Origin of the sequence: Streptomyces kronopolitis (assembly GCF_050953795.1) — a bacterium.
Classification (GTDB): Bacteria; Actinomycetota; Actinomycetes; order Streptomycetales; family Streptomycetaceae; genus Streptomyces; species Streptomyces kronopolitis_A.
Map to the genome: position 1 here is coordinate 4926174 of NZ_CP191850.1, position 19715 is coordinate 4945888.

The 19715-nt window shown below is 74.5% G+C and carries 17 protein-coding genes; 6 read left to right on the plus strand and 11 right to left on the minus strand.

The annotated features are described in order from the left end of the window. Positions 1-60 precede the first annotated feature (60 nt). Positions 61-936 carry an alpha/beta fold hydrolase gene (locus tag ACQP17_RS21885; RefSeq protein WP_433857788.1) on the plus strand — a complete coding sequence of 292 codons (876 nt, stop codon included), beginning with the start codon at positions 61-63 and terminating at the stop codon, positions 934-936. Between the two features lie 268 nt (positions 937-1204). Here the strand turns inward: ACQP17_RS21885 and ACQP17_RS21890 are convergent, their stop codons facing one another. From ACQP17_RS21890 to ACQP17_RS21900, 3 genes are all read right to left on the minus strand, one after another. Beyond that, on the minus strand, positions 1205-2839 hold the full coding sequence (locus ACQP17_RS21890; protein ID WP_433857789.1) for a transporter: 1635 nt from the start codon (positions 2837-2839) through the stop codon (positions 1205-1207). Then, positions 2836-3615, minus strand: coding sequence for an ABC transporter ATP-binding protein (locus ACQP17_RS21895; protein ID WP_433859971.1), 780 nt, complete (start codon positions 3613-3615; stop codon positions 2836-2838). Before ACQP17_RS21895 ends, ACQP17_RS21890 begins: the two co-directional genes overlap by 4 nt. Before the next feature lie 233 nt (positions 3616-3848). Further along, a complete protein-coding gene (locus tag ACQP17_RS21900; protein ID WP_433857790.1) occupies positions 3849-4520 on the minus strand; it encodes a bifunctional DNA primase/polymerase in 672 nt (223 codons plus the stop codon). 463 nt (positions 4521-4983) lie between these two features. Here ACQP17_RS21900 and ACQP17_RS21905 point away from each other — a divergent pair, with 463 nt between their 5' ends. Together ACQP17_RS21905 and ACQP17_RS21910 are read left to right on the plus strand one after the other, a co-directional pair. Then, positions 4984-6378, plus strand: coding sequence for a transcriptional regulator (locus ACQP17_RS21905; RefSeq protein WP_433857791.1), 1395 nt, complete (start codon positions 4984-4986; stop codon positions 6376-6378). Positions 6379-6608: 230 nt separating this feature from the next. Next, positions 6609-8399 carry a hypothetical protein gene (locus tag ACQP17_RS21910; protein ID WP_433857792.1) on the plus strand — a complete coding sequence of 597 codons (1791 nt, stop codon included), beginning with the start codon at positions 6609-6611 and terminating at the stop codon, positions 8397-8399. Positions 8400-8436: 37 nt separating this feature from the next. Here ACQP17_RS21910 and ACQP17_RS21915 read toward each other — a convergent pair whose 3' ends face one another. Continuing rightward, positions 8437-9786, minus strand: coding sequence for an ABC transporter substrate-binding protein (locus ACQP17_RS21915; RefSeq protein WP_433857793.1), 1350 nt, complete (start codon positions 9784-9786; stop codon positions 8437-8439). 171 nt (positions 9787-9957) lie between these two features. Here ACQP17_RS21915 and ACQP17_RS21920 point away from each other — a divergent pair, with 171 nt between their 5' ends. Beyond that, the gene (locus tag ACQP17_RS21920; protein WP_433859972.1) at positions 9958-10416 is read left to right on the plus strand and encodes an SCO4402 family protein; all 459 of its coding nucleotides are present in this window, start codon (positions 9958-9960) and stop codon (positions 10414-10416) included. Between the two features lie 32 nt (positions 10417-10448). Continuing rightward, positions 10449-11339, plus strand: a complete 891-nt coding sequence (purU, locus tag ACQP17_RS21925; RefSeq protein ID WP_433857794.1) for a formyltetrahydrofolate deformylase — start codon at positions 10449-10451, stop codon at positions 11337-11339. 375 nt (positions 11340-11714) lie between these two features. Here purU and ACQP17_RS21930 read toward each other — a convergent pair whose 3' ends face one another. Further along, positions 11715-13028, minus strand: coding sequence for a zf-HC2 domain-containing protein (locus tag ACQP17_RS21930; protein WP_433857795.1), 1314 nt, complete (start codon positions 13026-13028; stop codon positions 11715-11717). Next, positions 13025-13672: a sigma-70 family RNA polymerase sigma factor gene (locus ACQP17_RS21935; RefSeq protein ID WP_433857796.1), complete on the minus strand. Its 648-nt coding sequence runs from the start codon at positions 13670-13672 to the stop codon at positions 13025-13027. Before ACQP17_RS21935 ends, ACQP17_RS21930 begins: the two co-directional genes overlap by 4 nt. 506 nt (positions 13673-14178) lie before the next feature. Here ACQP17_RS21935 and ACQP17_RS21940 point away from each other — a divergent pair. Beyond that, positions 14179-14553: an STAS domain-containing protein gene (locus tag ACQP17_RS21940; protein WP_262041265.1), complete on the plus strand. Its 375-nt coding sequence runs from the start codon at positions 14179-14181 to the stop codon at positions 14551-14553. Positions 14554-14695: 142 nt separating this feature from the next. Here ACQP17_RS21940 and ACQP17_RS21945 read toward each other — a convergent pair whose 3' ends face one another. The 5 genes from ACQP17_RS21945 to ACQP17_RS21965 form a co-directional block, all read right to left on the minus strand. Beyond that, entirely contained in the window at positions 14696-15847 is a 1152-nt protein-coding gene (locus ACQP17_RS21945) for a sensor histidine kinase (RefSeq protein ID WP_433859973.1), read from the minus strand. Between the two features lie 113 nt (positions 15848-15960). Continuing rightward, positions 15961-16623, minus strand: coding sequence for a response regulator transcription factor (locus tag ACQP17_RS21950; protein ID WP_364874596.1), 663 nt, complete (start codon positions 16621-16623; stop codon positions 15961-15963). A 332-nt stretch (positions 16624-16955) separates the two neighbouring features. Then, on the minus strand, positions 16956-17264 hold the full coding sequence (locus ACQP17_RS21955) for a hypothetical protein (protein ID WP_433857798.1): 309 nt from the start codon (positions 17262-17264) through the stop codon (positions 16956-16958). A 154-nt stretch (positions 17265-17418) separates the two neighbouring features. After that, positions 17419-18636, minus strand: a complete 1218-nt coding sequence (locus ACQP17_RS21960) for a helix-turn-helix domain-containing protein (protein ID WP_433857799.1) — start codon at positions 18634-18636, stop codon at positions 17419-17421. A 286-nt stretch (positions 18637-18922) separates the two neighbouring features. Then, entirely contained in the window at positions 18923-19666 is a 744-nt protein-coding gene (locus ACQP17_RS21965; protein WP_433857800.1) for a DUF4232 domain-containing protein, read from the minus strand. Between the last annotated feature and the right edge of the window lie 49 nt (positions 19667-19715).

Here is a 19715-nt window from a genome sequence, read left to right on the forward strand (position 1 = left end):
TTCGAATAGGGGTTCGATAGTGTGGAAGTGCTCACGGGACGATTGGGGGTGCCAGGGCACATGGTGCGACGCATCGATGTAGCAGGGGCCGGCGGCGTGCGTCTCGCCGCCTGGGAGTTCTCCGACCCGCCCAAGAGCGGCGGCGGCCTGGAGGAGCCCGAGCGGCGTCCCGGTGTGCTGCTGCTCCACGGGCTGATGGGCCGCGCCTCCCACTGGGCCGGCACCGCTCGCCGGCTGAGCGCACGCCATCGCCCGGTCGCGCTGGACCAGCGGGGCCACGGCCGCAGCGAGAAGCCCGCCGTGGGGCCGTACGACCGCGAGGCCTATGTCGACGACGCCATCGCCGCCGTCGAGCAGCTCGGCCTCGCCCCCGTCGCCCTGGTGGGGCATGCCATGGGCGCCCTGACGGCGTGGCAGTTAGCGTCCCGGAGACCGGATCTGGTCAGTGCGCTGGTGATCTGCGACATGCGGGCATCGGCGCTGGGCGCGGCCTCGCAGCGCGAATGGACCGAGTGGTTCCGCTCCTGGCCGATGCCGTTCGCGACCCTCGCCGATGTCCGCAAGTGGTTCGGTGAGGACGATCCGACCCTGGAGCGGCCCCGGCCGGCCCGTGGCGAGTATTTCGCCGAGGTGATGGCTGAGCGCGCCGACGGCTGGCGCCCCGTCTTCTCCCGCCGGCAGATGCTCACCGCCCGCGAGACCTGGGTGCACGACGCCCACTGGGAGGAGCTCGCCCAGGTGTCCTGCCCGGCCCTCGTCGTCCGCGGCCTCGACGCCGAACTGGGCCGCGCCGAAGCGCAAGAAATGGTCCGGGTGCTGCCGCGCGGCGCCTACGCCGAGATCCCCGACGCCGGACATCTGCTCCCCTGGGAACAGCCCGACGGCTGGTACGCCGCCATCGAACCGTTTCTGCAGGCGGCCACGGTGCGGGGCTGACCGCACCCCGGCGCACGGCACACAGGGCGTGGCGCGCGTGGGCTCGGGCCACCACCGGCCCCGCCCTCACCCTGAGGCCCGGCCCCTGCCACCCCGCAGGGCCGGCCATCCCACCGAGCCCGGCTGAACCGCCGAGGCCGGGCCGCTCCGGCGGGCCAGGCTGAACCGCAGGCACCGGCGCTCCCGCAGGCACCGGCGCCCCCAACCGGGCCCGGCAGCCCCCGGCCCGGCGCCCCTGGCCGGGGTCTGCCGGGGCCCGCCCGAGATCTCAGCCCTTGCTCACCGCGGCCAGGATTTCCGGCAGCCGGGCCGCCACCCGGGGGGCTGCCACCCGCAGGCCCAGTGCGGCGAGGCCGGTGCCGTAGAGGGCTCCGGCCGGCAGCAGCACCCACAGGAGCTGGTGCAGGCCCGCCACGTGCAGCCAGATGGTCAGGCCCAGCAGGGGGCTGCACAGCACCGCGGCGACCAGGACGCCGCCGAAGAGGCTGAACCAGGCGATCGCGCCCTGCCCCGGCGCGACGCTCTTGTTGCTCTCCGCGGGGATCGAGAAGGGGAACAGCGCGGACGACACCGAGCCGGTGGCCAGCAGCGCGCCGAGCACGGCCAGCGAGAGCCCGTAGACCTCCATGAAGTCCGACCACGGCCCGATCAGTGCGGCGGCGCCGACGACGACCAGCGTGACGTACGGGACGGCCACCAGTGCCAGCGTCAACGCGCGGGCCCGCAGCTCCTGGTACGCGTCCCGGGGCGTGGCGATCGTCGAGGCGACCATCCAGAACGCCGAGGTGTCCTGCCCGAACTGGTTGTACATCTGCGAGCCGAGCAGCGCGGACGCCGAGAAGGCGGTGTAGATGCTGCCGTTGCCCTGCGCGGAAGTGGCGATCGGGACCAGCAGGCCGACGCCGAGCGCGGTGGCCCAGGCCATCTTCGACTTGGGGTCGCGCCAGGCGTAGCGCACGAAGCGGAGCATGACGGTGCCGGTACGGCTGTCCGGCAGCAGCCGGGCGAGCCCGCGCTCCCCGGTGCCGGACCTGCGGGCCCCGCCCTTCTCCAGCGCCTGGACGGTGGAGGAGTCCGGGGAGGTCATCAGGGTCGTCAAGGTGCGCTGCCACCACCACAGCAGCAGCCCGAGCGCCAGCGCCGTCAGCGCGAGACCGGCCAGCGCCCGCCCGTACGCCCCGCGCCCGGCGTCGTCGACCGCGCCGATCGCGGAGGCCGGCGGCACCCAGCGCAGCACCGAGCCCAGCGGCTCCAGCACGGCCAGGCCGTCGGGCCGGCCCAGCTTCTGGGCGGCGATGTTGACGCCCTGCCCGCCGAGCGCGATGAACAGCCCGCCCAGCACCGCGAGATCGCGCCCGCGGCGGCTGGTCAGCAGGCGGATCGAGGCGGTGGCGATGGCCCGCGCCAGCGCCACGCACACCGACAGCACCAGGGCGACCGCCACGACCGCCACGACGGTGGCGACCGCGCCGTGGGCGACCGCGATCGCCGCGCCGGTCAGCAGCGCGAGGGTGACCACCGGGCCGATGCCGACGAGTGAGGCCATCAGCAGCGAGACGATCAGCGGCCGCGGCCGCAGCGGCAGCATGACCAGCCGGGTCGGATCGAGTGTCTCGTCACCGCCGGGGAAGAACAGCGGCATCACCGCCCAGCCCACGGTGAGGAGGCCGGTGAGCAGCACGGCCAGCGCACCGGCGTGCGGATTGCCGCGCAGCGCGCTCAGGCCCAGCACCACCCCGGCGGCGAACAGCAGGCCGACGAGGAGGGAGGCGACGTAGGCCAGGGTGCGCCCGGTCGACCGGCGCAGCCCGTTGCGCAGCAGCGACAGCTTCAGCCGGACGAAGACGGCGGTCAGGGAGGGAGCGGCGGCGGGGCGGGCGGCCACCGCGGATTCGGTGCTCATCGGGCGCGGCCACCGCCCAGCCAGTCGAGGTCCGCGCCCGCGCCGCGGCCCTGCACGCCGACGAGTTCGAGGAACGCGTCCTGGAGGGAGGGCGCCGCGCCGCGCACCTCGGCGAGCGGGCCGTCGGCCCGGATCCGCCCGGCGGCCAGGACCGCGACCCAGTCGCACAGCGACTCGACCAGCTCCATCACATGGCTGGAGAAGATCACGGTGGCGCCGGAGGCGGTGTAGCGCTCCAGGACGCCGCGGATGGTCTGCGCCGACACCGGGTCGACGCCCTCGAAGGGCTCGTCGAGGAAGAGGATCTCGGGGTTGTGCAGCAGCGCGGACGCCAGCCCGATCTTCTTGCGCATACCGGTGGAGTAGTCCACCACCAGCTTGTGCTGGGCGCCCGACAGTCCGAGCACGTCCAGCAGCTGACCGGCGCGCTTGTCGACCTCCTCGCCCGGCAGGCCGCGCAACCGGCCTATGTAGCCGAGGAGTTCGCGTCCCGACAGCCGCTCGAAGAGCCGCAGTCCCTCGGGCAGCACCCCGATCCGGGACTTGACCGACACCGGGTCCTGCCAGACGTCGTGTCCGCCGATCTCGACCGTCCCCGCGTCCGGCCGCAGCAGGCCGGTCACCATGGACAGGGTGGTGGTCTTGCCGGCGCCGTTGGGGCCGACCAGCCCGATGAAGCGGCCGGCCGGCAGCGTCAGATCGATGCCGTGGACGGCGGTCTGCTCCCCGAACTTCTTCCACAGGCCCTGGATGCGGACGGCCGGCGGGCCGGTCACCTCGCCGCCGGCGGCCGTGAGCGGCCCGTCCGGCGCGAGTGTGGAGTGCTGCGGCGGCGCCGTCTCGGCCCGCCCCTCGATGTGTTCCGGCTCGTTCGCCACCGGTCCTGCCCTTCGACGTCCCCGCAGGGGCCGGTCGTGACCCCCGTCCGGCGTCCCACGATACGGCCGGGTCGCCGGAGGGGACCGTTCCGTCGGGGCGTCGAGGCCCGGCGGACAAAGCGGGCCGCGGGTCAGCGGGCCCGGGCCGCGACCGCCTCCCCGGCGCAGGCGTAGCCGAGCGGGCCGATCAGGTCTTCCGCGTCCGGCAGCCGGCGGTGGGCGGCGCCGGGGCGGCGGACCCACTGCACGACGCCGTGCGTGCCCACCCGGGTCGGCGGCGCGGCGATGTACTCGCCCTCGCCGCGGCAGCGCAGATCCAGCGCGGCCGGCACCCGGCCCAGCCCCCGCAGCAGCCCGGGCACCCGGGCCGAGGCGCCGGTCAGGACGAGGAAGAGCATCCGGCGGTCGGGGGTCGACAGGACGGGGCCGAGCGGCAGCCCCCTCCGCTCCATCCGGGCCAGCGCGAGGCAGCCCGCGCTCTCGGAGACCTCCAGCGCCTCGAAGGTCCGCCCGGTCGGCAGCAGGATCGAGGCCCCCGGCCGGCCGGCCCACAGCCGGCGGACGGTGCCGGCGCTGCCGGTGGCCTCGGCGGCCCAGCCGGGCGCGGTGGGATGCGCGCCGGGCGCAGCGCAGTCGCGGGCGCGGCACGAACAGCGCGGCGCCGTGCCGTCGTGCTCCAGCCATGCGCCGGGGAACACGTCCCAGTGGCGCTCCTGCGCGTAACGCACCGCAGTCTCCAGCAGTTGCTCGCCGCGCTGTGCGGGGATCTGCGGGGTCCCCGTGACGCCGATGGTCTTTTCCACGCTCGGGACAACTCCCGTGGTGACCAAGGGTTACGCCCACATGGCTGACGGCCCCGGCGCATTGTTCTCGCACGTGGGGCGCATGGGGGCACCGGTGGGGGCGCGTGTGCGGACCGGGCCCGGCGGCCGGGTAGCCACCTGCGTGACGGGCGGAGAGGCCGCCCGGCGGCAGCGGCGTGGACACCCGGGGGAGCCCGGCACGGCGGCGCCGTGAGCCGCGTAGCGACACCGCGCACCGTCCCACCCGTTGAACGAGCGCCGCGCACCGAGGACGCACAGGACCGGTTCCACCCCGCTCATCAACCGCGCACAACCGCGCATCCTCGGCACGGTGTAGGGCGCTGTGAGCCCATTTATCGTGCATATCCCGGAACTCTCGGATATCCGGTATATGCCTGGGGAATCGATCACGGGGAACGGCGTTCGCAGGTGAACGCGCGCAGCAGTACTCAGGGGGTACAGCATGGCCGCCAGGCCACTCGTCGCACGGCAGCCCAACGAACGGCTCCAGTCGCTGATCCAGGAGGCCGCCTGCTCCAACGCGGGGCTCGCCCGCCGCGTCAACATGTGCGGTGCGGAACACGGTCTCGACCTCCGCTACGACAAGACCTCCGTGGCCCGGTGGCTGCGCGGACAGCAGCCGCGGGGCCGGGCCCCGGCCGTCATCGCCGAGGCGCTGGGCCGCAAGCTGGGGCGCACGGTCACCATCGACGAGATCGGGATGGCCGACGGGAAGAACCTCGCGTCCGGGGTGGGGCTGCAGTTCTCACCGACCGTCCTGGGGGCGATCGAGCAGGTCTGCGAGCTGTGGCGCAGCGATGTCGGGCGGCGCGACTTCCTCAGCGGCTCCACGGTCGCGGCCTCGGCGCTGGTCGAGCCCAGCCGGGACTGGCTGATCACCGGCGCCGATGTCCAGGTCGCCCGCAACGCCGGGGCCCGGGTGGGGATCTCGGACGTCGAGGCGGTCCGCGCGATGACCTCGGCGCTCAGCGAACTCGACCACCGCTTCGGCGCCGGGCACGTCCGGCCGGTCGTCGTGCACTACCTCAACAGCGTCGTCTCGGGGCTGCTGGCGGGCTCCTACCGCGAGTCGGTGGGGCGCGAACTCTTCGCCGCCGTCGCACGGTTGACGGAGCTGGGCGGCTACATGGCCGTCGACACCGGCCAGCCGGGCCTGGCCCAGCGCTACTACATCCAGGCGCTGCGGCTGGCCCAGGCGGCCGGTGACCGCGGCTACGGCGGGTACGTCCTCGCCGCGAGCATGAGCCACCTCGCCGCCTCGCTCGGCAATCCGCGCGAGATCGCCCAGCTCGCCCGCGCCGCGCAGGAGGGCGCCCGCGGCCATGTCACCCCGCGCGCGGAGGCGATGTTCTGCGCGGCGGAGGCGCGCGGCCACGCCCTGTTGGGCGACGGGCGGGCCTTCCAGGTGGTGGCCGGGCGGGCGGTCGCCGCGATGGAGCGGGCCGACGCGACGGCCGAGGCGGGCGACGACCCGGTCTGGATCGCCCACTTCGACCAGGCCTATCTGGCCGATGAACTCGCTCACTGCCACCGGGATCTGGGGCAGCCGGGCCCCGCCGGCCAGCGCGCGCAAGAGGCGTTGGACGGGCATCCGGAGAGCCGGGCGCGGCGCCGGGCCATCGGCCTGCTGCTGCTGGCCGGCGCGCAGGCGCAGCAGCGCGAGGTGGAACAGGCCTGCCACACGGGCACCCAGGCGGTGGAGCTGCTCGGCGGGCTGCGTTCGGACCGGGGTGCGGAGTATCTGGAGGACTTCCAGCTGCGGTTGGAGCCCTATCGGGACGAGCCCGTCGTCAGGGAGTTCAGCGCACGGCTGGAACTGCGGGCCACCGCGGCGTGAGCAATGCCTCGTCCGGGCGGGGATGAGCAACGCCTCGTCCGGGCGCGTGCACAGCATTTGTCGTGCGGCGTCGGGTTTGTCGCACGACGCGGGCCGCCCGGCGGAGGCAGTCCTTCCGCCGCGTCGCCGGGCGGGCGGGGGTGGTGACCAGGCGACGTGTCGAACGTTGCTGCGACCCGGTAGCGTGCAGCCGACGATTCCGTAGGTCTGCACGTTGGGTAGGAGTCACGGTGACGCAGAGCGGACAGGGTCACGACCCGCAGAATGCTGCGGCCGGTCCCGCCCGAGAGGGCATTGTGCTGCCCGCCAACGGCGAGCCGTGGGTGCCCGACCAGCAGGCCGCGCCGGCCGCCGGCCAGCCCTGGGGGCAGCCCTGGGGCCCCGGCGACCAGGCCGCCCCCGCCCCTCGGCCGTACGGCGAGGCGGCCCCGCAGGCGTACGGCGAGGCGCCCCCGCAGGGTTTCGGCCAGGACCAGCCGTACGGTTTCGGCCAAGATCAACAGCAGGGCTACGGCGCGCCGCAGGGCCGGCCACCGCACCCGCAGACCCCTGCCGCGCCGCAGCCGCAGGGGCAGCCGCCGGTGCCGCCCGTCCCGCCCGCGATGCCGCAGCAGCCGGCGCCCCCGCAGGCCGCACCGCAGCCGCCGGCCGGCCCCGGGAGCCAGGCCACACCGACGTACGGCGGCCAGGCCGCCCCCGGCGCGCTGCCGCCCGAGGGCCTGCCCCATGACGCCGGCCACCAGCCCCCGCAGCAGGCGTACGGCCGGCAGCCCCCGACCGCACCGCACGGGCAGACCTGGGGACAGCAGCCCCAGGAGCCCACCGGCGCGCTGGTGAAGGCGAGTCCGCAGACCGGTGCGCCGCTGCCGCCCGTCTCCGGCGACGCCGAGGCCACCGCGCTGATTCCCCCCGTGGGCGGGCAGCCGGGCGGCGCCGCGCCGCTGCCGCCCGAGGCACGCTCCCGGCCCGAGACGCCCGACGAGTCCACCACCATGCTGCGCGCGATCAAGCCGCAGCACGGCGGCCACCGCGTCGCCGCCCAGCCGATGCCCGGAGCCCAGGGCGCGGGCGACGCCGAGGCCACCCAGCTCATCCCGCCGGTGGGCGCGGGCGCGCCCCCGCCGCCCGGCGCCCCCTACGGCGTCCGCCCCGGCGCACCCCACGACCGCCCCACCCCCGCCGAGTTCGACGGCCTCTTCCGCGACGGACCGGGCACGCCCGGCCAGGGCGCACCGGACTCCACGGCCCAGCTGCCGCGCTTCGAGGACCCGGGCCACGCGCCGTACGGGTCCGGCCGGCAGCCCCCGCAGCAGTACGGACAGCAGTTCCCGCCGGCCGGCGGCCATGCCCCGCAGACCGCGTACGACGACGACGGCGGCGGGCGCCGGAAGATCCCCGCCGCCGCGGTCATCGGCATCGTCATCGTGGTGCTCGCCGGCGCCGGCCTCGGCCTCGGCTGGGCGCTGAGCGGCGGCGGCAGCGACGACAGCGCGAAGAAGCAGGACTCCGGGGCCGGTGCCTCCACGGCGCCGAAGCAGTCCGAGCAGCCGAAGCCGTCCGCCGACCCGGCCCAGGCACAGGCCAAGGGCCTCGACGCGCTGCTGGGCGACAGCAACAACAGCCGCTCCTCGGTCATCGGCGCCGTCAACGGCATCAAGACCTGCCACGACCTCGGCGGCGCGGCCAAGGACCTGCGGTCCGCGGCCGGGCAGCGCAACGACCTGGTGAAGCGGCTGCAGCAGCTCTCCGTCGACAAGATCCCCGACCACGCCCGGCTGACCGCCGCCCTCACCAAGGCCTGGCAGTCCTCGGCCGCCGCGGACAACCACTACGCGGCCTGGGCCGGCCAGGTCGGCGGCAAGAAGGGCTGCCACAAGGGCCGGGCCCGGGGCACCGCCCAGGCCGCCCAGGCCAACGTGGCCAGCGGCCAGGCGACCCAGGCCAAGCGGCAGGCGGCGCAGATCTGGAACCCGCTGGCCCGGAAGTACGGCCTGACCGAGCGCCGCCCCGAGCAGCTCTGAGCCCCGCGGGGCGGGTCGAGCGCCCGCCCCGCTGCGCTCAGTTGTCGGTGTGCCGCCGCTCCAGCGTCCCGGTGACGTTCACGAAGCCCTTCCGGGCGGCGACCAGCTCGCCGTCCCGCACGACCTGGTAGGTCACCGTCCCGTTCACGATGCGCGGGAAGTCCTGGACGGCGAGCATGTCCTCGTCGCGCCAGCGCAGCTTCGGCGTCAGCCCGCCGGTGTCGACGGCGCGGTCCCCGCGGTCCAGCGCCTGCTGCAGGGTGTGCGCGGTGATGTCCTCGGTGCCCCGGTCGTCGAGCTGCTCGACGAGGGAGCGCAGCACGGTGTAGGCGATCCAGGTGGTCTGCACGCCCTGGTCGGCCGGGTCGATGCGGTTGTCGTCGAAGGCGAAGTCGGTGATGACCTTGCGCATGGGGTCCCAGCGGTGATCCCCGGCGACCGGGTACCAGCCGGTGATGTCCGCGCCCTCCAGCGGACCGGCCGTGCCGCCCGTGCGGTTGACCAGCGACTGGCCGACGCTGCCGAGGACGGAGGCGACCCGCACCCGCGGGCCGTCCTCCTGCAGCCGCCGGAAGGAGTCGAAGAAGGTGTCGGTGTGGTCGCCGAGCGAGGCGGTCACGCACGAGCCGTCCGCCGTGCCGCCCGAGGGGGCCGTGCCGTGGAGCGCCGGATCGGCGCCGACCCCGTCCAGCGCGCGGTTCACCTCCGACGAGTAGTCGGTGCCGTCCTCGGGCGCCTTGATGTCCTTGGCCGGGTGCCGGTGGCCGCTGGTCAGGCCGGAGTTGAGCAGCGAGGGCATCTGGTCGCCCTGCAGGGTGTCCGGGCGGACCAGCGCGACGCGCTTGCAGTCGCCGGCCAGCTGGCGGCCGTTCCCGGCGAGCAGCGAGGCCTGGCCGCCGTTGACGGGGTAGGACAGCGGGCTCTCGAACTCCTCGTCCGAGGCGCCGTAACCGCCGATGAACGGGATGCCCTTGACCTCCAGCGGTGACATGAACGAGCGGCCGAACTGGCTGTAGGACCCGACGACGGCGACCGCGCCCTCGTCCACCGCGCGCTGGGCGCACTGCGCGGCGTACACCGAGTCGTTGCGCTCGTTGCAGGTCAGCACCCTCAGCCGGTGGCCCCTGATGCCACCGCGGGAGTTGACCCAGCGGGCGTAGGCCTGCGCCATGGCCGGCATCCCCGGCATGTTGGTCGCCTTGGTGCCCTCGGGCGCCCAGGTCATGACCGTCAGCGGTGCCTTCTCCCCGGAATCCCCCGAACCGGGCAGCGCGCCGCAGCCCGACAGCAGCGAGGCGAGGACCGCCGTACATGCCGTCGCCGAGGCGATCGGGACCACGCGCGCGCGGGGGAAGGGGCGGGGGAGGGGGCGTCGCCGAGCGGTCATGACACCGCAGCCTTCCGTCCTGCCCGGAACGGGCGAGTGACGATGAGGCAACGAAGGGTGACGCAGAGGTGAACTCCGGGGGGCCGCTTGAGATCGCCGGCCCGGAACGTACGATCCAATACTGTGCAAGGTTCGGAGAAGTCTTCCCGTCGCGGCCGTCGCTCGACCACCATGGGCGGCATGCCGCTCAACGACATGCCGTGGTGGCGCTGGCGCAGCAATGTGCGCTCCGCGCTGCACATGCTCTCCGACCCCGCCTTCCAGCAGGAGACCTGGCTGACCGGCCGGCCCGGCTTCGGCGATGTCACCGACGCCGTCTACCGCCTCGTCGAGGACACCTGGCTGGACAACTGGTCCGCCGAGAAGTACGTCGGCACGATCTTCCGGGACGGGCAGGAGGCCCAGCTCGTCGACGCCGCCGTGCTGCGGGTGCTGCGCATCATGCACCAGGTCGGCGCGGACGCCCCGGTCGCCGCGTACGTGGAGCACCAGGGCTGGCCGGAGGCCGTCCGCGCGGCCCGGGAGGCCCATGTGCTGCTGGCGACCGCGGACGGCGAGGACCCCGACGCCCCGCCCCGCTCGCTGGAGGTGCTGGCCATCATGACCGGTCAGGCGGACGCCCCGGCCTGACCTGCTCGGCAGGTGTGCGACCCTATGAGGTCATGAACGAGTCGCAGCCCACCCAGCCCGGTCCGCACGGCCGGAACGATCAGTACGTCCTCACCCTGTCCTGCCCGGACAAGCAGGGGATCGTGCACGCCGTGTCCAGCTACCTCTTCATCACCGGCTGCAACATCGAGGACAGCCAGCAGTTCGGCGACCACGACACCGGGCTGTTCTTCATGCGGGTCCACTTCAGCGCCGATGCCTCGGTGAGCGTCGACAAGCTGCGGGCCAGCTTCGCGGCGGTGGGCGACTCCTTCGGCATGGACTGGCAGATCCACCGGGCCGACGAGAAGATGCGGATCGTCCTGATGGTGTCCCGCTTCGGGCACTGCCTCAACGACCTGCTCTTCCGCTCCCGGATCGGCGCGCTGCCGGTCGAGATCGCGGCCGTGGTCTCCAACCACACGGACTTCGCCGAGCTGGTCGGCTCGTACCACATCCCCTTCCACCACATTCCGGTCACCCGCGACACCAAGGCCGACGCCGAGGCGCGGCTGCTGGAGCTGGTCGAGGCCGAGCAGGTCGAGCTGGTGGTCCTCGCCCGCTACATGCAGGTGCTCTCCGACGACCTGTGCAAGGCGCTGTCCGGCCGGATCATCAACATCCACCACTCCTTCCTCCCGAGCTTCAAGGGCGCCAAGCCCTACCACCAGGCCCACGCCCGCGGTGTGAAGCTGATCGGCGCCACCGCGCACTACGTCACCGCGGACCTCGACGAGGGCCCGATCATCGAGCAGGAGGTCGAGCGGGTCGGCCACGAGGTCACCCCCGACCAACTCGTGGCGATCGGCCGGGACGTCGAGTGCCAGGCACTGGCCCGCGCCGTGAAGTGGCACAGTGAACGCCGCGTCCTGCTCAACGGCAGCCGCACGGTCGTCTTCGCGTAACCCCTCGGGAGGCCGGCAGCGGCCGCGCTCCACCGGTTGTGCCGGAACACCACCCGGCTGTCGGAATGCCTTTGGCTGCCGGAACGCCACCCGGCACTGTCGGAACGCCGCTGACCGTCGGAGTGCCTTCGGTGGGGCGGAACACCCCGGCGGGGCGGAACTCTCCGGCCGGGCGGAGTACCCCGGCCGGGCGGAGCACCCCCGCCGGGCGGAGCGCCCTCGTCTGCCGGAACGCCCCCGCCGCCCCGAATACCCTCGGCCGCCCGGAATACCCTCCGCACCGCTCACGTTGTGGCCCCGAGGGGGCGACCGGGCCCCCTACGGGACCTGTTCGACCGCCCCCTACTGGCCCCCGCCTCCGGAGGCCGCCCCGCTCTACAGGCGTGAGAGCGATGCCGTAGCGAAGAGGACGTCGCGGATCGCGTCGCGTTCGCCGAGCTGGCCCGCCGCGGCCTCCTCCGGGGAGATGTGGCCGGCGGCCAGCTGGCAGAACTCGGCGCTGTCCAGGGCGATATGGGCGACCGTGTGCTCCGGGGTGCCGAGGGCGGCCGGTGAATCCAGCGGTATGTACCAGTGGCCGCCGCCGTTGCCCTCGACCTCCAGATGGAGGGTGCGGCCCGGGGCGCCCGCCTCGACCAGGCGCTGCGGCGGCGCGGCGAGCCCGGCCCGCCGGCGTCCGGCCAGCGCACTGGGCAGCAGCCGGGCGGCGAGGTCGACCAGCTGGTGGAGATGGGCCGCGGCCGGCGGCTCGTACGGATAGTCCACCGCCTCGGCGATGTCGCCGGCGTGCACCCAGCACTCGAAGGCGCGGTCGAGGAACGCATCGCGCAGCGGGAGCCGGAAGTCGCCGTAGCGCACGGCGAGTTCGGCGACCCGGGTGCCGGCGAACGACACCTGCCGGATCAGCGCACTGCTCTGGTCGCGCCACGGGGCGTGGGTGGCGACCGGGCTCTGCTCCTCGTCCGCGGCCCGCCAGAACGTCTCCGTCCGGATGAGGGGATCGGGGGTGCCCGGCGGGGCGGCGGTGCCGAGCGGATCGGTCAGCCCGAGGGCCGTGGCGACCAGGCCGTCCACCGCCATCAGGTGTCCCATGACGCCGGCGACGGTGCTCTCCCGCTCGACCGGCCGCTCGCCCTCGAACCAGCGCAGCCGCACCGGGGCGCGCCACTCCGCCTCGCCCATGTCCCGCAGCAGCGCGTCCAGCTTGGCGGTCTCCGCGTCGTACGGCGTCGCCCACTCGGGCACCGGGATGCGGGCCGGCCGCCGGCCCAGGCAGCCCTCCAGCACGCGGGAGCGCAGCAGTGGATCGAGGTCGAGGCTGTCGGCGGGGTGCAGCAGTCCGACGGCCTCGCGCAGCCGCAGCGCTTCGTCGGCGCAGGAGGCGCAGTCGGTCAGATGGGCCTCGACGGCGGCCGTCTCCTGCGCGGAGCAGGCCGACAGCGCCCAGGCGCCGAGCAGCGACTTGAGGACGCGGTGCGGCGGGGCGCCGGCCGGCGCCGGAAGGATCACGGGAGCGGCGGGCGGCTCGGCCGCGGCCTCCGGTGGGAAGCCGTCGTCGGGGGCGGGCGGTGGCGGGGCGTCCGGGAGCGGGCCGTGGTCCTCGGCGGCGGAGCGCGGTGACGGTATCCGCGGCCGCTCGCCGGGGCTGCTGGGCAGCTCGCGGCCGTCCCACTCGTCCGGGCCGTTCACAGGGACCGTCCACGGCCCGGGCCGGGCGGTGCGGAGGTGCCGGGGCCGGTGTACGGGGAGTGCGGCGGGCGGGGGACGCGGGGAGCGTGCGGGGCGCGGGCCGGGTGTGCGGCGCGGTGGGCCGGCGGCAGGGCCGGGTGGTGGTGGGCGGTGGAGAGCAGTTGCAGTCCCAGGCGGAGCCGGCGCCGGGCCTCGTCCTCCGTGACGCCCAGGTCGGCGGCGGTCTGGCGGTAGTCCCGGCGCTGGAAGTAGGCCAGCTCCAGGGCGGCGCGCAGGGGCGCGGGCATGGACGTGACGATGAAGTCGGCGCGGGCGGCGGTGGAGGCCTCGTGGATCTTCTGCTCTATCTCGGCGGGCTCGGGGGCCTCGGTCCCGCCGTCGCGCGCCGAGGCGGCCTCGGTCTGGCGCAGGCGCTGGACGGCCTGATGGCGGGTGACGGCGGCGACCCAGGAGCGCAGGGTGCCCTGCTTGGGGTCGTAGGAATCCGGGTGTTCCCAGATGTAGGCGAAGACTTCGCGGGTGACGCGGTCGGCGGCGTCCTCGTCGTCCAGGACGCGGTGGGCGAGGCTGTGCACCAGGGAGGCGAAGCGGTCGTAGAACTCGCCGAGGGCAGCGGCCTCGCCGTGCGCGAGTCGCTGCTGCATGCGCCTGTCCCAACGTGGTGACGCGTCGTGTCCCATCGGGTCCTCATCCCTGCCCGCCGCCACCGGGCTCACACCTCAGCCGTCACTCCTGCACCTGCTCCCGGGCCCTGTGCGCACGCTCACAGGGCCCGCTGTGCCAACGAATGTAATGGGCGGGTCCGACAACGCACGCTCCTTTGCGGCAAACCGCGCCCCGTAAGGGCGGGGAATGGTAAGAGCCGGCCACCGGTATGTCTTCCGTCCTCGCTTTGTGGCGATACTGCCCGATCGAAGCGGATCGATGCCGATCGTTCTTGTCTGCTCAGAGGTATGTGTTATCCGTGTGTGACCGGATGTCGGCGAAAGGCAGGGGGTGCCGGGGCATAGCCTTGGGTAGGACGGCCTGTTGTGCCAAGGGTTCCCAGGTGTTTCAGGGGAGAGAGGCCGGGCAGTCGAGGCGGGGAAGGGTGAGTTCCGGACATCGCGGGGAACATCCGGTACGAGAGCGAGCGAAAGGCTTCGAGCGCGTGTCGTTGAAGGTGGCAGAAGACGAACAGGGCCCCTGGGCCGTACTGCAGGTCTCCGGTGAGATGGACCTGGTCACGTCACCCGCGGTGCGCCAGCATGTGCACGACGCGGTGGCCGACGGCCGGCGCTCCCTCGTGCTCGACCTCTCCGAGGTGCGGTTCTGCGATTCCAGCGGTGTGGGCGTGCTGATCGCCGCCCGCCGGCTGATGCGTTCCTGTCAGGGGCGGCTGCGGCTGATCCTCCCGGCACAGGGTGCCGTGGACGGCTCGCACGTCAACCGGGTGCTGGCCGCGCTCGGCGTCCGCCGGCTCTTCGAGGTCTACCCGGACCTGCGCACCGCCGTCGACGAGGCCGCCGCACCGCTCTCCGCCTGACGCGCCCTCCCGCGCACCGCCCCGGGCCCGCGCCGCCCGGTCGCCGCACAGACGGCCGAGCCGCGCCCCCTCCGCCGCATGTCGCAGCCGCCTCGACCCGGCCCCGCACGCACCCGTGCCCGGCACGCTCCCGGCCCAGGGCTCACCCCGCCTCCGTCCCCACCCGCCCGTACGGCAGCTCCGCCCGTACGACGAAGCCGCCGTCGGACGTCCGCCGCGCCTCCAGCGTCCCGCCGAGGCTCTGCGCCCGCTCGCGCAGCCCGACCAGCCCGTGTCCGCCGCCGGGCAGCCCGGGGGCCGCCGCCGTCGCGTCCGGCGGACCGTTGCGGATCTCCACCCGCAGCCCGTGGCCCGTACGGCTCTCCCCGGACCGGCCCGCGCCGTCCTCCCGCACCGCGTCCAGCGGATCCACGCGTATCCGCACCCGTGCCCCCGGCGCGTGCTTGCGGATGTTGGTGAGCGCCTCCTGGACGGTGCGGAAGGCCGCCCGTTCCACCGTCTTGGCGCCCTGCGCGCCGGCCACGACGCCGCCCTCGTACGTCACGTCCAGCGCGCTCATCTCGATCAGCCGCGGCAGCTCCGCCAGATCGGGCTGCGGCGCGAGGTCCTGCACCCGGCCGGCGCCGCCGCCGTCCGCCCGCAGCACGCCCACCATGTGCCGCAGTTCCTCCAGCGTCCGCACGGACAGCTCGCGGATCGTCCGGGCCCCGGCGCGCGCCGCCGCGTCCTCCGTGCTGACCTGCACCGCGCCCGCCTGGAGGCTGATCAGGCTGACCTGATGGGCCACCACGTCGTGCATCTCGCGGGCGAGCCGGGCGCGTTCGGTGGTCTTGACCCGGTCGGCCAGCAGCCGGTCCTCGCGGCGCAGGCTGCGGGTCAGGTCCTCGACGCGGGAGGCGAGTTCCCGCCGGGTGCGCACCAGCAGGCCCAGGGCGATCGGCGCGGCCGAGGTGACGGTGGCGTCGATCAGCACCAGGGTGTTCTCGCGGTAGTCGGTGAGTGCGAAGTCGGAGATCGGATACGGGAAGAAGTGCGCGGCGATCAGCAGCACCGCGCAGACGCCCAGCCGGGCCCGGCCGGGCCGGCTGGCGGCCAGGGTGTAGAGCCCGATCATCGGCGCGAACCAGATGTAGCCGATGTAGAGGCCGGGGAGGGTGAGGAGGAAGACCAGCAGCGGGAAGCGCCGGCGCACCAGCAGCACCACCGCGGCGGCGATCGAGACGCCCAGCTCCAGGCCCAGTCCGACGCCGTTGACCAGCATCGCGTCGGCGACCGCGAGCAGCACCGGGACCATCACCGGCACGATGCGGCGCAGCCGGCGGCCCGGCGCCCCGTGTGCCGCGGTCCGCCACGCGGCCGCCACCGCCCCGGCGGGTCCCCGGCGGCGCGCCCGCCCGTCGCCGGCGCTCACCACGCCCCCCGCGGATCGCCGCCCACCAGGCCCGCACGGTCGGCGACGATGGCCGCCTGGACGCGGTTGATACCGCCCAATTTGCCCAGCAGGGCGCGGACATGGTCCTTGACCGTACTGGGGGCCAGCCCCATCCGGTCGGCTATCTGGGCGTTGCCCAGGCCCTCGCCGAGCAGGGCGAGCACCTCCGCCTCGCGCGGGGTGAGCCCGCGCACCGCCCGGGCCGCCGCGTTCTGGTCCTCGGCGGTCAGATAGCCGCCGATCACCGCCCGCGTCACGCCCGGATCCAGCACGCTGCCGCCGTCCGCCAGCGTCCGTACGGCGCGCACGAGTTGCTCGGGGTCGGAGTCCTTGAGCAGGAAGCCGGCCGCGCCCTCGCGCAGCGCCGCGCTCAGGTACTCCTGGGCGTCGAAGGTGGTCAGCATCGCCACGGCGGGCGGTTCGGGGGCGGCGCGCAGCCGGCGCAGAACGGTCAGCCCGTCCACGTCCGGCATCCGGATGTCGAGCAGCACGACCTCGGCCGCGCAGCCCAGCACGGTCTCCACGGCCTCGGCGCCGCTGCAGTCGGCGACCATCTCGATGTCCGGGGCGGTCCCCAGAATCATCCGCAGTCCCGATCTGACCAGCCGCTCGTCGTCCACCACAGCGACACGGATCACCGGCCGCCCCTTTCTCCTCCGCACCGTTCGAGCCCGCGGAACCGCCCGGCGCTGCGCGACTCCGTCCCCTGCCGCCCGGGTCCGCCCTGCGGCGGCCCCGTACCCCCGCCGAGCGGCGGGGGTCGGCCCGCGACCTCGGGAGGATGCCCCGGGGAAGCCCCCGTTGGCAGAGTGGTCCTTATGCTGCACCACTGAAGAGGCCACAAGCCCAGGACGCGTTGCAGTTCACATCGGCGGCCGCCGCGACCCCCACACGCGACGGCCGTCGTTGGTTGTGCGGGGGCGGTTCGGAGGGGGATCTCCCCCGCACAACCAGGGCGTTTGCGGCGGTGTTACGCAGACGGGGCATCTTTCGCGCCCAGGCGCGCACCGCGGCTGCGGGCGACGCGTAACGCGTCCCCGAGCGCGGTGGTGAGCTGCGCCGCCAGATACCGCACCTCCCGGGCCCCTGCCCGCGGGTCGCCGAGCAGCGCCTCCGCGTGCCCCAGCAGCTCGTCGCCCATGTCGAGTTGCAGCCCCTCCACCTCATCGGCCCGCTCCGCGACGGGCCCGCCGTCGCGATCGCTGAGCAGATAGCAGGGCTTGCCGCCAGGAGCCGTCCAGGGGAGGAGGCGGGGGACGGGCGGTACGTCGTGCGTCATGTCGACCTGGTTTTCGTCAGGCGGGTCCGGCCCGGGCGCCGTTCGCGGCCGCGGGGGGCCGTCGTTGCGGACGGCGCTGCCACGCTAGGCAGGCGTCCACGGCCCGGACAGGGACGCGTGGTGCCACTTTGCGGGGGTGCTGGGACGTCCTGTCCTACCCGTCGAGGTCGAGCCGGTCGGCCAGCGCCGTCAGCGGCGAGGTACGCCGCCGTTCGCGGCCGCGCAGATCGGCCACCAGGCGGCGGCTCGTGGAGTGGTAGCGCATCCACTCCGGTGCGGCGTGCTCGGCGGCGAGCAGCGCCGTCAGCGCGCCGTCGTCGCGGTGCAGGTCGGCGAAGGCCAGCGCACGGTCCACGTGGAAGCGCGCGCGCCACGTCGGCGGCAGCGTGTGCAGGGCGGGAACGGTGCGCGCACTGCGCAGGGCCTCGGCGCTCTGTTCCATCTCCACCAGGAAGTTGACCCTGGCCACGCCCACGTTGGTCGGGCCGAACGGCGTGGCGTAGTCGAGCCGGTCCGTGCCGATCCCGGCCGCTGCGGCGCTCGCCATGGCGAGCAGCTCACGCACCGTCTCCCGCCGCTCCAGGCGGACCGCGGCGGTGGCCGCGCGCAGCAGCAGGATGCCCCACAGGGCCAGTTCGACCGGCGGCGAGCGGAAGCCCGGCTCGATGCGTGCGGCGGCCTTCAGCGCGACGCGTTCGGCGTCGGCCAGCCGTCCCTGCTTGGTGAGGACCCAGGCGAGGCTGGAGAAGCCGACGGTCTCCAGATGCGGGTCGTCCCCTCGGGCGGCCGCCGCCATCGACCGTTCGAGGGCGGTGAACGCGGCGTCCTCCTTGCCCAGCGCCGCCAGGGTCGTCGCGGCGACCTGGTAGGCCTCGGCCAGGACGGAGTGGGCCGCGGCGGCCTCGCTCCCCGTGGTGTCCCGGGCCACCGCTCTGGCGTCCCGGATCAACTGCGGTAGCAGCACGCCGATTTCGCCCATCCGCCCGTCGCGGCGAATGCGCTCCGTGGAACGCAGTGAGGCCCGCAGCGCGGCGACCCCGGGCGGATCCTCGGGGTCCGGTTCGTCGCCCAGCAGGTCGGACACCGGCGAGACGGCCTGCCGCAGCGCCAGGACGGACGGCTGCTCGCCCTCGCTGCGGGCCTCGAAGGTGGCGGGCTGCCCGACGAGCGCCGACGGTTCCACGTCCAGGGCCCTGGCCAGTGCGTTGAGCGTGCTCAGGCGGGCCGTCCGGCGCACGCCCTGTTCGAGCTTGCGGACGGTGTCGACGCTCAGGCCTGCCCGCTCGGCGAGGCCCTCCTGCGTCAGCTTCCGGCGTGCGCGCAGCCGTGCGATGCGCTCACCGATATCGGGTTCCTCGTGGAACAACTCCATGGCCACCCCCGCGAGAAGGACGTACCGACCACGCTACGCCCGTGCCCGGCCGGACAGCGGGGCCGGGGGCGGCGCCCCACCCGAAGGTGCGATCCCCGCGCCCCCCCCCTGAAACGCAAAGCCCGCCGCCCCGGTGCGGTACACCAGGGCGGCGGGCGTTGTCGGCACGGTGGCGGCGGGACGGTTCCCGTCGCGCGTGGGCCGGTCAGTGCTTTGGTTCGTCTTTCGCGCTCCGGGCCGGACCGGCCCGGAGGCTCGGGCTGATGTGCGGGGGAGTGCCGAGGTGTCAGCCGATGGGGTTGACGAAGGTGCCCGGGTGGGTGGCGCCGCGCTGGTCGACGAGGGTGCCCCAGGGCCACGCGATGGTGAGCGACGAGGTCTCGTTGGGCGGGGTGATGTCCGCGTAGGCGGGCTGGTAGAAGCCCGAGTCCTCCTTGGTCATGACCACATTGATGGTGAAGTCGGTGCTGTCCCCGGGCTGCAGGGTGATCGAGCCGTGCTTGGCCGTCGAGCGGACCAGCGACCAGCGCTCGCCGCCGTTCTCGGACTTGAGGTCCACCCCGGCGAAGCCGCCGATCTTGCAGGCGCGGCTGCCCTTGTTGGTCAGCACGACGCTGGTGGTCGTCGAGCCGCCCGCGTTCTCGTCCGGCGCCGCGTCGCCGCCCGTGGCGAACGCCGCCTTCAGACCGGAGGTGTGGCAGCGCTCCAGGCCCGATCCCGACCTGCCGGCGTTGGCGGCCGGCGCGCTCCCGGACTGCTTGCCCGTGGCACCCGCCTTGGCGCCCGTCTTGGCGTCGGTCTTGGCCTCGGGGGCCGCCTGGGCGTCCGTGCCCGGCGCCGCGGCGGAGCTGTCCGCGCCACCGGAGGCCGTGGCGGCCGCGCCGGAGCCCGACTGGCCCGCGGGCTTCGAGCCGGCGGCGTCCGCGCCGGAGCAGGCGGTCAGGCTGAGGGCGGCGGCCGCGGTCAGGGCCGCGGCGGCCACGCGGAGGGTGCGGCGGCGGGCGGTGCGGGCGGTGGTGTTGGAGCGCATTTCGGGTCCCCCGGGAGGCAGTCGGTGTCGGTGTTTCCTCGGTACGTCC